Annotated in this window: 14 protein-coding genes; 5 read left to right on the plus strand and 9 right to left on the minus strand. The window is 44.2% G+C overall.

What is annotated here, in order from left to right:
* The first annotated feature begins 91 nt into the window (after positions 1-91).
* From LLY41_RS18315 to LLY41_RS18325, 3 genes are all read left to right on the plus strand, one after another.
* Complete coding sequence (locus tag LLY41_RS18315; RefSeq protein WP_304586063.1) at positions 92-997, plus strand: TIGR01777 family oxidoreductase; 906 nt, start codon at positions 92-94, stop codon at positions 995-997.
* Between the two features lie 74 nt (positions 998-1,071).
* Positions 1,072-1,197, plus strand: coding sequence for a YfhE family protein (locus LLY41_RS18320; protein ID WP_095244469.1), 126 nt, complete (start codon positions 1,072-1,074; stop codon positions 1,195-1,197).
* Between the two features lie 93 nt (positions 1,198-1,290).
* The gene (locus tag LLY41_RS18325) at positions 1,291-1,479 is read left to right on the plus strand and encodes a YfhD family protein (RefSeq protein ID WP_048011767.1); all 189 of its coding nucleotides are present in this window, start codon (positions 1,291-1,293) and stop codon (positions 1,477-1,479) included.
* 56 nt (positions 1,480-1,535) lie between these two features.
* Here the strand turns inward: LLY41_RS18325 and LLY41_RS18330 are convergent, their stop codons facing one another.
* Positions 1,536-2,039 carry a DoxX family protein gene (locus tag LLY41_RS18330; RefSeq protein WP_304586064.1) on the minus strand — a complete coding sequence of 168 codons (504 nt, stop codon included), beginning with the start codon at positions 2,037-2,039 and terminating at the stop codon, positions 1,536-1,538.
* Positions 2,040-2,361: 322 nt separating this feature from the next.
* Between LLY41_RS18330 and LLY41_RS18335 the strand changes: the two genes are divergently transcribed.
* Complete coding sequence (locus LLY41_RS18335; protein ID WP_304586065.1) at positions 2,362-3,423, plus strand: M20 family metallopeptidase; 1,062 nt, start codon at positions 2,362-2,364, stop codon at positions 3,421-3,423.
* A gap of 75 nt (positions 3,424-3,498) precedes the next feature.
* Positions 3,499-4,164, plus strand: a complete 666-nt coding sequence (locus LLY41_RS18340) for a vWA domain-containing protein (protein WP_076260313.1) — start codon at positions 3,499-3,501, stop codon at positions 4,162-4,164.
* Between the two features lie 66 nt (positions 4,165-4,230).
* Here the strand turns inward: LLY41_RS18340 and LLY41_RS18345 are convergent, their stop codons facing one another.
* The 8 genes from LLY41_RS18345 to LLY41_RS18380 all read right to left on the minus strand — a co-directional run bounded on the left by LLY41_RS18345 (position 4,231) and on the right by LLY41_RS18380 (position 13,574).
* Positions 4,231-6,060 (minus strand): ABC transporter ATP-binding protein, encoded by a 1,830-nt coding sequence (locus LLY41_RS18345; protein ID WP_304586067.1) that lies wholly within the window; start codon positions 6,058-6,060, stop codon positions 4,231-4,233.
* The gene (locus tag LLY41_RS18350) at positions 6,053-7,789 is read right to left on the minus strand and encodes an ABC transporter ATP-binding protein (RefSeq protein WP_304586068.1); all 1,737 of its coding nucleotides are present in this window, start codon (positions 7,787-7,789) and stop codon (positions 6,053-6,055) included. Before LLY41_RS18350 ends, LLY41_RS18345 begins: the two co-directional genes overlap by 8 nt.
* A 161-nt stretch (positions 7,790-7,950) precedes the next feature.
* The gene (locus LLY41_RS18355) at positions 7,951-8,931 is read right to left on the minus strand and encodes a glycerophosphodiester phosphodiesterase family protein (RefSeq protein ID WP_304586069.1); all 981 of its coding nucleotides are present in this window, start codon (positions 8,929-8,931) and stop codon (positions 7,951-7,953) included.
* Between the two features lie 95 nt (positions 8,932-9,026).
* Positions 9,027-9,737 carry an ABC transporter ATP-binding protein gene (locus LLY41_RS18360; RefSeq protein ID WP_304586070.1) on the minus strand — a complete coding sequence of 237 codons (711 nt, stop codon included), beginning with the start codon at positions 9,735-9,737 and terminating at the stop codon, positions 9,027-9,029.
* Positions 9,730-10,503: an ABC transporter ATP-binding protein gene (locus LLY41_RS18365; protein WP_076260299.1), complete on the minus strand. Its 774-nt coding sequence runs from the start codon at positions 10,501-10,503 to the stop codon at positions 9,730-9,732. The genes LLY41_RS18360 and LLY41_RS18365 overlap by 8 nt, the downstream gene beginning before the upstream one ends.
* On the minus strand, positions 10,475-11,452 hold the full coding sequence (locus LLY41_RS18370; RefSeq protein WP_304586071.1) for a branched-chain amino acid ABC transporter permease: 978 nt from the start codon (positions 11,450-11,452) through the stop codon (positions 10,475-10,477). The genes LLY41_RS18365 and LLY41_RS18370 overlap by 29 nt, the downstream gene beginning before the upstream one ends.
* 12 nt (positions 11,453-11,464) lie before the next feature.
* Entirely contained in the window at positions 11,465-12,340 is an 876-nt protein-coding gene (locus LLY41_RS18375) for a branched-chain amino acid ABC transporter permease (protein WP_048011758.1), read from the minus strand.
* 79 nt (positions 12,341-12,419) lie between these two features.
* Entirely contained in the window at positions 12,420-13,574 is a 1,155-nt protein-coding gene (locus LLY41_RS18380) for an ABC transporter substrate-binding protein (protein WP_304586073.1), read from the minus strand.
* Positions 13,575-13,731 lie beyond the last annotated feature (157 nt).

Here is a 13,731-nt window from a genome sequence, read left to right on the forward strand (position 1 = left end):
TATCTTAAATGTAACACATCCAAAAAAGGATTTTGAAAGAAAACGTCGTAAAATGTACCAAAGGATATGACACTTGAAAGGGGAATTTCCCATGAGAATAGCCATCGCCGGCGGAACTGGTTTTGTTGGAAGCGCCTTGGTTAAAAAATTACTGGATAAAAAACATGAACTATTCATTCTTACAAGAAATACAGCAAATAAAAACTCTTCTAAAAATCTGAATTATGTACAATGGCTGAACGATGATGACTCACCTGAGGATGCTCTGGAAAGCATTGACGTATTTATCAACCTGTCCGGTGAGTCCATTAACAGCGGGAGATGGACAGATGAACGCAAAAAGCGTATATTAAACAGCCGCATTACTGCCACAAGGGAAGTTCTCCGCATTATTAGCCGCCTTGAAGAAAAGCCGTATACATTAATCAATGCCAGTGCGGTCGGTTACTATGGCACATCCCTGAATGAAACCTTTACAGAATTCAACAGGAAAAGCGGCACTGATTTTTTAGCTGAAACAGTAAGACGCTGGGAAGAAGAGGCCTCCAAAGCAGAAGAGTTTGAAGTCCGGACCGTTTTCTGCAGATTTGGAATCATTCTCGAAAAGAACGATGGAGCCCTTCCGCGAATTGCCCTTCCCTACAAGCTATTTGCCGGAGGGCCTGTTGGAACTGGTGATCAATGGGTTTCATGGATTCATTTAGATGATGTTGTAAACGGAATCCTTTATTGTATTGAACACGAGCAGCTGCAGGGGCCCGTTAATTTTACATCTCCAAATCCCCTGACAATGAAAGAATTTGGAAAAATACTTGGTGACGTCCTTAATCGTCCCCACTGGCTGCCAGCTCCCGGTTTTGCTTTAAAAATAGCTCTCGGGGAAATGAGTACACTGGTATTAGAAGGGCAAAAAGTGCTTCCCGAAAAACTGCAGGCATCCGGCTATAAGTTCTTATATAAGGATTTGCGTTCAGCTCTCAGGAATATTTATCAATGAAATTTGTATCATTTATATCAAATAAGGGAAAAATAAAGTAAGTGCGTACCCTTATTCTGAAAGGATGATACAAAGTGGATAAAAAGAAAAGAGACAAATCCAAAAGCACGTTATCAAGCATGCAGGAAGTAACTTATTCAAGAGAATTCAAACGGGCTGACAAAGTCGGCGGATTCGCGGGCAGACAGCCTAAACATTAATTTCCACTCATAACACCCTGATCGATGGTACATGATAAAGGTACGGAAACACCTGAGTTTCCGTACCTTTATTGCTGAAAGGGGTTATTTGCAATGGGCCGTGCACATGGACATAAAACTCGTGATAAAAACAAAGCATCACTTCCACAAGTACCGAAAAACATGAAGTCTGACGGCATTGACGTAGAATTTAACCGCGAACTTGCCGATCATGATGATCTCGAGGCAATGGCACGTTCCAAGGCTGCCGATCAGCGGGCAAAAAGCCGCAAAAAGCGCTAAGCCAAAGGGTAAAAAAGAAGCAGGAACACCAGGTTCCTGCTTCTTCCTATTTCTGCTTAGTGGGTGTGTGCTTCTCTTTTGCCTATGCCGTGACCGCCTTTCATCATTGTCTTGATATAAGGATAAGCAAATCTGTCAATTCCCCAGTAGTAAGCACCTGCGCCTGTAAATAGAAGGATAATTGCTGCTGTATACAGTATTGGGTTTGTACTTGTTGTTCCTGCTAATAAGAAGTTTAGATTCATGAAAGCTGCTGCAATTAAAGCCGGTATGGTCGCAGCTCCGAGTATAAGGCCAACCCCGACAAGAACTTCGCCCCATGCCACTAGAGTGCTGAATAAATCCGCGTTTGGCAGTGCTACATTTTCAAGGAACCCCGCATACCAGCCCTGCACTGCCGGATGATCTCCGCCTGCTTTGGCAATGGCCCCCTGCATGAATCCGCCTGCATCAAATCCGTCTGCTACCTTATGCCATCCTGCTTCAAGCCATTGTATACCAAGCCAGACTCTTAATACTGTCCAAACAACTGCTGCCTGAGGAGTTTTCCACCATTTCATTATAATCATCTCCATATTATTATTGTGAATAATTTCACATAATATCTTAAATTTTTTTTCCTCTTGGGGAATTAAAAAGCCGGCCAGCTCTTAGGAGGAAAGGATGCTGTACTGAAGTTGTTTTATGAAGTATTTTGTGAAATGCTTCACTAACTTTCCTCACTTATAATATACTCCATCCCTCCCTTTTTTGCAATACACTTCACCAATTCTTCACAATTATTGGGCCATCATAAACAAGCTGTTTTCATCCTGTCAAAGCGGGAATAGTAAGAGAGTATTGTGTGAATTTATTGCTGTATTAAAGGAGGCCTTTTGACATATGCTGGAAAACTTATTGAAAGATCTCATTTCCATTGACAGCTCTTCAAAGGAGGGAGCAAACCAGGCCATTGAATATTGTCATCAATGGCTGTCAGGGCATGACCTCCCTTCAAGAGTCATCGAAAATAACGGCTATAAAATGGCTGTCTGTGAAATTGGAAGCGGGGATCAGACCATTATTTTTAATGGACATGTGGATGTTGTTTCAGGAAAGGATGAACAGTTCATTCCTGTAGAAGTCCGCGATAAGATCTATGGACGTGGAGCTGCGGATATGAAGGCCGGGGTTGCCGCCATGATGTCCGCGGTAAAAGAGCTCAAAAATATGCCCATAGGCGTAAAAATACAGCTTCAAATTGTTTCAGATGAAGAAATCGGCGGCTTTAACTGTTCCGGGTATTTAGCAGAACAGGGATATCGCGGCGATTTTGTCATATGCTCTGAACCCACTCAGCTTGGAATTGCGCTCGAAGCAAAAGGCGTTATCAGGCTGGACATTGAAATAGAAGGAGACCCTGCACACGGCAGCCGTCCATGGGAAGGAATCAATGCTATCGAAAAGGCTTTTGAAGTGCATCAAAAGCTATTAAAATTGCCTTTTGCAAAGGAATCATCCGAATTTTACCCATACCCTTCGATTAATCTTGCAAAAATAACCGGTGGGGATGTTTATAACAAGGTGCCTGAAAAATGTGTAATGTCGTATGATATCCGCTATTTGCCGCACCAGAACCATGAAGAGCTCATCAAGCAAATCGAAGGTATCACAGATGGGGAAATTATCATGAATATGTTCTCAAAGCCGCTTGTGACAGCCAGAGACAATCCTTTCATACTGATGCTTGAACCCATTGTGGAAAAGCACACCGAAGATAAAGCTGTTTTCTTTGGACAGCATGGTTCTGCGGATACAGTGTTCTTTGCCAATTACGGGATACCGGCCATTGAATTTGGCCCAACCGGCATGAACTGGCACGGTGATAAGGAATACGTTCTGCCGCATTCCATTCATTTATATGAAAAAATGCTGATCGACTTTGCTATGAAATTTTCAAATTAGAAGGCTTTTTTAGTGCGGATAGTCTCCCGATATGGTAAAAGTTAGAATATATGATTAAAGAGGGATTCCACAGAAATGAGCTCTATTAGTTTATTAAAAAAATCAGCAGGCATTGTACTGGAGAAAAAGAACCTGACAAATGTCACTGCCAGAGTCGGTCTGGTGCTGGACATTTCCGGCTCCATGCGCAAGTTATATAAAAACGGGACCGTCCAGAGGGTTGTGGAGAGAATCTTAGCTGTTGCCAGCCAATTTGATGATGATGGAGCATTGGATGTCTGGGTCTATGATAATGAATTTTCCAGGCTGAAGCCGGTAACCGAACATGACTTTGAAGGATATGTGGATCAGTATATTTTAAATAATGATCTGATACACAAATTCGGAAGAAATGATGAACCACCGGTAATGGAGGATGTCATTCAGAAATATACCTCTGAAGATCCGAGCAAAGATCCTGCCTTCATTGTTTTCATTAATGATGGCGGCTGCAAAAGAACCATCAAAAAACCTGTTGTTTCATCATCCGATAAACCCTTGTTCTGGCAGTTTGTCGGGATAGGCGATTCAAACTTTGAGGTATTGGAAAAGCTGGATGAAATGGATGGCCGCTATATTGATAACGCAAATTTTTTCCACATTAAAGATGTAGAGGCCATTTCTGATAGCGAACTATATGACCTCCTGCTGAACGAATTCCCGGACTGGCTAAAAGAAGCAAGAGAAAAAAATGTCATTTGAGCGATAGCGAAAAGGCGGATTTGATCGTAATCAAGTCCGCCTTTTGTGTTGGGATAGCCATTGACTTCAAGCATTTGCCCCTGCTGCCGCCCTGCCATGCAGCCGGTAATAAAAGCCCTCCTGTTCAAGCAGTGATTCATGTGTTCCTTCCTCAATAATCCTGCCCTCTTCCAGAACAAAAATTTTATCCGCATTTTGAATGGTGTTCAAACGGTGGGCAATAACAAAGCTGGTCCTTCCTTTCATCAGCTCCTGAAGGGCATCCTGAATTTTCAGCTCTGTCACGGTATCAATGCTGCTTGTTGCTTCATCCAGAATTAAGATGTCCGGGTTGGCCAGAAATGCACGTGCAATGGAAAGAAGCTGCTTTTGCCCCTGGCTGATGCCATTTCCGTCCTGACTCAGCACTGTATCATACTGCTGAGGAAGTTTCATGATAAATGAATGGGCATTGGCAAGCTTAGCAGCCTCCACCACTTCTTCATCTGAAGCTTCCAGCCTGCCGTAGCGGATATTTTCTCTCACAGTGCCGCGGAATAGGAATGAATCCTGCAGGACAAATCCCATATGCTTTCTAAGGCTTTCTTTTTTCACATTGGCGATATCCTCGCCGTCAATTAAAATACGGCCTGAGTCCCGTTCATAAAAGCGGGAGAGCAAATTGATCATAGTAGTCTTTCCAGCACCTGTCGGACCAACGAAAGCAGCGGTCTGGCCTGCTTTGACATGGAGGTTTACGTTTCTTACCGTATTTCCGTCTTCTTCATACGAAAAAGAAACATCCCGGAATTCAACCTCACCTTTCACTTCGGCAAACTCTTTCAGCTGCTCTTCATTTTGGAATTCTTCATCCTCATCCAAGATGTCAAAGACCCGCTCTGCTCCTGCAAGTGCAGATAGAAGGGTGTTAAATTGGTTTGCCAGGTCATTAAGCGGACGTGTAAATTGCCGGGAATACTCCGTGAACACGACAATCACACCAATTGAGATCATCCCATTCAGGGCAAAAATGCCCCCTACCCCGGCGATAATGGCAAAGCTCAAGTTGTTCAGAACATTCATCAGCTTCGGGATAAACCCGGAATAAGTTTGAGCCCAAAACCCTGCCAGCTTAAGTTTTTTCCCTTTTTCCCGGAACTCGGCCATCACTTTCTGTTCCTGAGAAAAGGTCTTGATGATCCTCTGTCCTGATATGGTTTCTTCAATAAAGCCGTTCAGTTCTCCAAGATTCTTCTGCTGCTCTTTAAACAGCCTTCCTGTCCGTGCTGTAATCCATTTCATTCCAAAGAACATCAGCGGCACAATGATCAGGGTAATGAGCGTCAGCAAAGGGCTTAGCCAAAGCATGACGGAGACAGTGCCAATCAAGGTCAGCAGGCTGGAAAAGACCTGGATTACTGAACTGTTCAGAGTCGAGCTGACATTTTCAATATCGTTTGTGACCCTGCTCATCAGTTCGCCCTGCTGCCGCTTGTCAAAGAACGGAATAGGCAGCCTGTGCAAGTGGCCGAAAAGCTTCGTTCTCATCGTAAAAACCGTTTCTTGTGCAATGCCGATCATCCAATAGTTCTGAAACCAAAGGGCAAGCGAGTTCATCACATAAATGACTCCTAGCCAGATAAGTAAAGCGATAAATCCATCGCTGTTCTTTGTGACAATGTAATCGTCAATAGCCATTCCGACTAAATAGGGGCCAAGCAGACCCATCGCCGAGCTGATGACCACCATGAATAAAACGAGATATAGCAATCCCTTATTATAGGCTAAATAGGACCAGATTCTCCTTAGTGTGGCCCCCATGTTTTCAGACTTGGGCTTTTTCCCTTTTGAAAATTCGCCATTCAGCTCAAGAGGAATCTTTTTATGCTGGAAAGGTTCTTTAATTTGCTTAAGCATAGTCTCTGTTCTCCTCTCCAGACTGGGATTGAAAAATCCGTTTATACAATCCGGATGTTTTAAGAAGAGTCTCATGGTCTCCCTCAGCAAGAAGCACTCCATCCTCAAGCAGCAGGATTCTGTCTGCTTCCATGGCTGTACTGATTTTCTGCGTAATGATCATGGTTGTACAAGTATATTGTTTCAATGAACTCAGGAGTTTTGCTTCTGTTTTCATATCCAGTGCACTTGTGCTGTCATCAAGAAGAAGGATTTTTGGCTTACGTACAAGCGCCCGGGCAATGGAAAGGCGCTGTTTTTGCCCGCCGGATAAGTTAACACCCTTTTGCCCCACTCTTGTTTCATACCCCTGTGGAAGCTTCATGATAGTTTCATGTATCTGCGCATTGACAGCTGCTTCAGTAATTTCCTCCATCGCTGCATGTTCTTTTCCCCATGATATGTTTTCTTTCACACTGCCTGTAAAGAGCAGGGCTTCCTGAGGAACAAAGCCGATTTTCCTGCGGAGGTTCTCCATTTTCAATTCCCTGACATCCCGCCCATCAATTTCAACCTTCCCGCCAGTCACATCATAAAGGCGGGGGATAAGCTGGAATAAAGAGGTCTTCCCGGAGCCTGTTGCACCCATTATTGCCACTGTTTCCCCGGGTTGGATGATAAAGCTGATGCCATCGAGTACCTTCTCTGAAGTGCCGGGATATTCAAAAGATACATCTTTAAAGTGAATTTCCCCCCGGCTCACTGTTAAGTCCTTCCTATCATGAGATCCTTGACGGTCAGTCAAATCCACTTCAGTATCCAGTACCTCTGTTACCCGGTTTGCAGAGGCCCTTGCCCTGGAAAATGCCATGATAATCCAGGAAAAAATGGAGAATGCGGCCGTTATTCTGGTTGCATAGTTCACAATCGCAACCACCTCGCCTACCTTTACATCCCCTGCATTTACCTGTATGCTGCCAAACCAAAGGACTCCAAGAATACTAAGATTCATAATGAAAAGCAGAACAGGCATGGTCACTTCCATCAAACGTAATGCTTTAACGGTTCCATCTCTGAGATCCTCATTTGTGCGAGTGAAGCGTTTCACTTCATGATTTCTGCGGACAAATGCTTTAATGAGCCGGATCCCAGTCAGGTTCTCCTGCATGACGCTATTCACAGAATCAAGCTTTTCCTGGACTGCCTTAAAAAGCGCGCCGCCTTTTCCCATGACCCAAAACAGAAATAGAAAAAGGAATGGGGCCACAGCTGATAAGATAAGAGCAAGCTTCACATCTACCACAAAAGCCATAATCAGTCCGCCGATGATTAAAAGAGGTGCTCTCATCATGATTCGAAGACTCATAAAAACAGTATTCTGAAGCTGCGTAATATCATTCGTCATACGGGTAATTAATGAAGAGGTCGGAAAAAGATTAAAGTTGGCAAAGGAGAAGGATTGAACCTTGTCATATAAGCTTTTCCTTACATCAAAACCGAAGCTCTGGCTGACATGTGCAGCATAAAAGGAATTAATGACTCCAGCCGCAAAAGCCACAAAAGAAGCAGCCAGCATGATCCCTCCCCACTTCAGGATCTCCTGGAGATCATTCTGCAGGATGCCTTCATCTATAATTTTCGCCATTAATAATGGCTGAATAAGCTCAACAGCAAGCTCAGTCAGCATTAATGACAGAGCTATAGCCACCGCTATCCGGTAAGGCTTAAGAAATGCCAATACTTTCGCCATTTATAGTCCCCCAAGCTGTAATTGCAGTTAATATATGTATAATAATACTCTTAAAATCCTTCGACAAACTAAATAATCCTATCTTTATCATAATCCTTTTTACGAAATTTTTAAATAATTCCATTAAAAAAATTTAAAAACGCCTGGATCAGACCAGACGTCTATTCTTTCTTATATACTGGGGCAATCAGCTCAATCCTGTTTGTCCAGATGCCTCCTGAATAGCTCTCAGGGAGCCGTTTCAGGTCTTCCGGTCTGTCAAAGCCTTCCGACCAGCTTCCATCCCCGGCAACCACTATGACTCTTGTACCTGCTTCATCCATTCGGTTCAAGAACTTATTTGGCCAGCCCCACATCAGCTTTGTATACGATTCAGGAATATGAATCTGTGAGTTTTTGCAGGCATTTGGCACATAACCTGTCCATCCAGCACCTATATATGGCAGGAGGCAATCTTTCAATGTAGCCTTGGACATAACCCGCATTCCAGGCATTTCTTCCTTCAGTGCGGCAATTGGATTGTCTCCTCCATATACAGTTATTTTCTCCAATCTGTCTGCTGGAAACATCGACAGGTATTCAGCAAGCTTTACTCCTTCCTGTGAGTCATTGCTTTTAATATGGATTAAGAGATCTCCTTCCGGGAACTCTTCCATGACTTCATCCAGGCTCGGCATCATTCCGATTCCCTTACCGCGAAACGGCTGGGTTTTACCGTGATCGGCTGTATAGCCGTATCCAATGTCCAGCTTTTTTAATTCCTCCATTGTATACTCTCTCGTATTACCCTTTGCATTTGTCCGGCAATCCAGCGTCCAATCATGGAACACCGCAAATTGTCCATCCTTTGTAAGCTGTATATCCAGTTCAACTACATCTGCACCTGCCTCAAAAGCTGCTTTCATGGAAGGAATCGTATTTTCAAGAAAGTTATGCTCAGGCTCGTAAATTCTCTCAGCTGTACATGTCTCCCCTGTAATCCCTTCCATATGAAAGGTCTGTGCCATTCCTCTATGAGCGAGCAGCAGCGGCTTATCGTTTCTTTCTTTTGTAAGCAGGGAGCTGTTGTTTAAAAATAGAAATACGCCGAGAATTAATAAAGTTATCATTATCCGTTTTAAGATTTTCTTTTTCTTATTCATATGTCCTCCGGTTTTTGCACTCTAGCAACCGATTTAATCATAATGGAACCGATAAAAATATAAAAGGCCAAATCAAAAGATTCAGCCTTTTATATTTAACTTGATTTGCGCCCCAGGTAGGCTTCCATGATACGCGGATCATTCAGAAGCTTCTCTGAGCTTCCCTCAGCAACCATTTTGCCTGTTTCCAGTACATACCCATAATGTGATATTTTCAGTGCCTGCCTTGCATTCTGTTCTACCAATAGAACAGTCGTGCCCGCTTCATTAATTTCTTTAATAATTTTAAAGATGTCAGCCACAATCAGAGGGGCCAGTCCCATTGACGGTTCATCCAGAAGAAGCAGCTTTGGTTTGCTGAGGATGGCCCTCGCAATGGCCAGCATCTGCTGCTGTCCGCCGGATAATGTTCCGCCAAGCTGTTTCTGCCTTTCTTCAAGGATGGGGAAACGCTCCATAACGCTCTTAATATCCCGGTCAATTTCATTATCCTTCCGGTGGTATGCCCCCATTTCCAGGTTTTCAAGCACAGTCATTCCGGAAAGAATCTGGCGGCCTTCCGGAACAAGGGCAATCCCTTTGCGCAGCAGCTGGTCCGGCCGGAGTCCCGTTACATCCTGCCCCTGAAATTGAATGCTGCCTGCCTGTGGTTTAAGCATCCCGGAAATGGACTTCATGGTCGTTGTCTTTCCTGCACCATTTGCGCCAAGGATCGTAACAATACTGCCTTCTTCCACTTCGAGGCTGATGTTTTTAAGAACCTGGATTTTCCCGTAAAAAGCGTTAATCCCATTTACCTTAAGCATACATATCCTCCTCCTCACTGCCGAGATAGGCTTCGATGACATCAGGATTATTCTGGATTTCAGCAGGTGTGCCTTCAGCAATCTTTTTGCCGAAATTCAAGACGGCAATGCGGTCGCATAATTTCATGACAAGCGGCATATCATGCTCAATCAGGAGGACCGTGACGCCCTGTTCCTGAATTTTTTTGATGAGCTGAAATAACTCGCTTGTTTCTGTTTCATTCATTCCGGCTGCCGGTTCATCAAGCAGCAGCAATTTAGGAGAGCTGGCCAGCGCCCGGGCAATCTCGAGCCTTCTTTGCTGGCCGTATGCGAGGCTGTCTGACACCGTTTCCGCGAACCCGCCGAGCCCCACAAACTCTAATAGCTCATTCGCTTTGCTGCGGATTCTTTCTTCTTCCTGCCGCTGTGATTTTGTCCTGAATACACTGCTGAAAACCCCTGATTTGCTTCGGCAGTGCTCCCCAACCATCACGTTTTCTTCTGCTGTCATCTGCGGAAACAGGCGAATATTCTGGAATGTCCTGCAAATGCCCTTTTTCGTGATCAGGTGCGGCTTTAGGCCATTGATATTGTCTTCATTAAAGATAATCTCGCCTGAGGTAGGAGTAAACATTGATGTTATCAGATTGAACATCGTGGTCTTCCCGGCTCCGTTCGGACCAATCAGCCCAAAGATCTCACCCTGATTTATAGAGAACGAGACATCAGACAGGGCACTCAGCCCGCCAAAGTTTTTACATGCTTTTTTGACTTGAAGTACCATGCTTTTGCCTCCTCTTTGATGTTTTAAGCTTGACCCAGTTTAAAATATTTACATCAATTAATCCCTGCGGCCTGACTGCCATCATAATAATAATGATCAGACCGTAAATCATGTAGCGGTATTCGCTGATAAATCGGAGCACTTCCGGCATTACAGTTAAAAAGAGCGCCCCAAACACCGGTCCCCAGATGACTTCGCTTCCTCCGAAAACGGCGAAAATCAGAATCTCAACGGCACGGTGATAGGCAAAATCGGCAGGACTTATGTACGCAAGAACATGGGCAAACAGTGCACCTGCAAAACCGGCTACCAGGGCCCCCTGTGCAAATGCCAGGACCTTATAATACGTGATATTGATGCCCATTGATTCTGCAGCTTTTTCATCCAGCTTAATAGCTGCGAAAGCCCGTCCTACTCTTGAGCGGTTCTGCCTTCTGAAAAATGCGATTATGCTGACTGTCACCCCTAATAAAATGAGGAAGATAGCCAGAAATACAAACTGGTTATTTTGAAGTCCAAGTACTTTCGGATCAAAGCCTAAGTCTTTTACTGTATTCAGCAGCTCACGGCCCATATGCGGTATGCCTGATAATCCGACAGCTCCCTTTGTCATAGACTCCCAGTTTACAAAAATAACGCGGATCACCTCTCCAAACCCAAGGGTAACAATGGCGAGATAAACACCCTGAAGTCTTAATGTCGGTATCCCGATCAGGATTCCAAAAACACCTGCCAATAAAGTGCCTGCCAGTATGCCCACAATAATCGGAAGGTCAAAATTCAGCGTCAATAGTGCAGAGGTATAGGCACCAATCCCCATAAATCCGGCATTGGCGAGCGAAAGCTGTCCAGTTGATAGAGTGATATAAATACTAACCCCTAATATAATGTTGATTAATATAAAAGAAGCTACCTGTAAATAATATGGATTTATTAATTCTGCAAGCATGAATTCACCTTCTTACGCTGAAATTTTTTGGCCAAACAATCCCTGCGGCCTGATGAGAAGTATGATGATGATGGCCGCAAAAGCGATGGCATCCTTGTATCCTGAATCGCCGTAGACAACGACAAAGGTTTCAGCCAGACCAAGGATAAGCCCCCCGGCCATCGCTCCCTTGACATTCCCCATGCCGCCAAGAATGATGATGGCAAGTCCTTTAAGCCCGATGGACAAGCCCATCTGCGGCGTTACAGAGTTAAAGGCCATTCCGACAAGGATACCGGCGATCCCGCCCATTGCCGATGCGATAATAACCGTCATTGTAATGGTTCTTTTGACATCAACACCAAGAAGGCTTGCCGTTTCCAGATTTTCAGCAGTTGCTCTTAAGGCTTTTCCTGCCTTTGTTTTGCCCAGCCAAAAAGAAAGGGCGTACATGAGAAGAACAGAAATGACAAAGATGACAATCTGCACAAGATATACGGTTATGGAACCGATCTGGAAGCTTATTTCCGCAAAAGAAGCACGGAAAGGATGGTTGCCCGGTCCAAAAATATGGTGGGACAGGTTTTCCAGCAGTATCGATACACCAATGGTGCTGATCAATGGCGCCAGATGGGATACACCCTGTTTATTCCGGAGCGGTCTCAGGGCAAATCGTTCAAGCAGATATCCCATTGCAGCCGTTACCGCAATCGCTGCCAGAAAAGCCAGCCAAAGCGGCCCTTTAAAAGTGGAAGTGACCACAACGCCAATGAAGGCTCCGAACATAAAAATTTCTCCGTGTGCCATATTGATAATCCCAAGCACCCCGAAAACCAATGTAAACCCAAGTGCAACGATGGCATAAATGCTGCCAAGGGTAATTCCGTTTATTAATTGTTCGATTAACACGGCTTCACCTGCTTACTCGTAATTTTCTTAAAAGTAAGCTCTGGCACTGAAGGCGCCAGAGCTTCACTTTCGCAGCTTTTTAATTAAATTCCTTAAATGCTCCTTCTTCAATAACTAAAACGGTCGGATCCATCACGACATCTCCTTCTTCATCGAAAGAGAACTCTCCAAGAATCCCATTAAAGCCCTTGACCTCAGCCAGAGCATCACGGAGTGCATCACGGTCAGCTTCACCGGCATTCTTCAATGCCTCAGCCATTATGTAAAGCGCATCGTATGCCTGTGCTGCAAACTGATCTGGCTTTTTGCCGTATTCCTTTTCATATTTACTTACAAATTCCTTGACCTTATCATCTTCTTTTTCACCATACCATGGAGTTGCCACAATGAGACCATCTGCTGCATCCCCTGCAATATTGATGACCTCAGGAGAATTGAAGCCGTTTCCTCCGACAAATGGAACATCAATGCCCATTTTCCTGGCCTGATCCATGATGACGGCACCTTCATTGTATAGAGCCGAAGCCAGAATTAGGTCCGGTTTTAAGCCTTTAATTTTTGTCAGCTGAGCATTATAATCTGATTGGCCTTTTTGGAATGTTTCAGTCGTTAAGATTTCAAGACCCTTCTCTTCCGCTGCTTTTTTCATTGTGTCAAAGCCTGATTTTGTAAAAACATCATCATTTCCATATAGAATTGCTACTTTTTTAGCATCATATTTTTCAATGGCTTTATCTATTGCAGCCGGAATCGCCAATGCTTCAGGCAGCGAGTTGCGGAAGACATAGTCCCCAATTTGCGGAATCCCTTCTGCCGTTGTTGAAGTCCCCATGATCGGCACTCCGTTCAGGTCGGCTTCCGGACCGACTACGTTCATTTCTGTACTTAAGGTAGGCCCGATAATGGCCGTCACATTTTCTGAATTCATAAGCTTCTGCGCTGCCGTCAATGCCTGATCCTGCTTGCCGGCAGAATCCTCAATTACAAGGTTTATCTTGACTTCTCCCTTGCCATTGATTTCTTCCTGTGCAAGCTTTAAGCCATTTGTGATCGCTTCACCATAAGCTGCACCCGGTCCGCTGATATAAGAAATAACACCAATATCCGCTTTAACAGCTCCTCCGCTGCTCTCCCCATCCTCATCCCCTGCCGCCTGATTGCCGCCGCATGCAGAGAGGACAAGCAAACTGGATAATGCCGTAAATTGAGCAAATTTCTTCAACTGCTTTCTCATTTTCTCTTACCCCCGTTTTCTGAAATAAAGAAATATTCAAAACTATATTACTATTTAAATACAAATGCTTGTCATTGTAAACAATAATATGGAAACTTTTCTTACATATTAATTAGGAGCGGAATATGGAAAATGCAGCCTTTCATTGTCTTCTGTC

This window comes from Cytobacillus firmus (genome assembly GCF_023612095.1).
Classification (GTDB): domain Bacteria; phylum Bacillota; class Bacilli; order Bacillales; family Cytobacillaceae; genus Cytobacillus.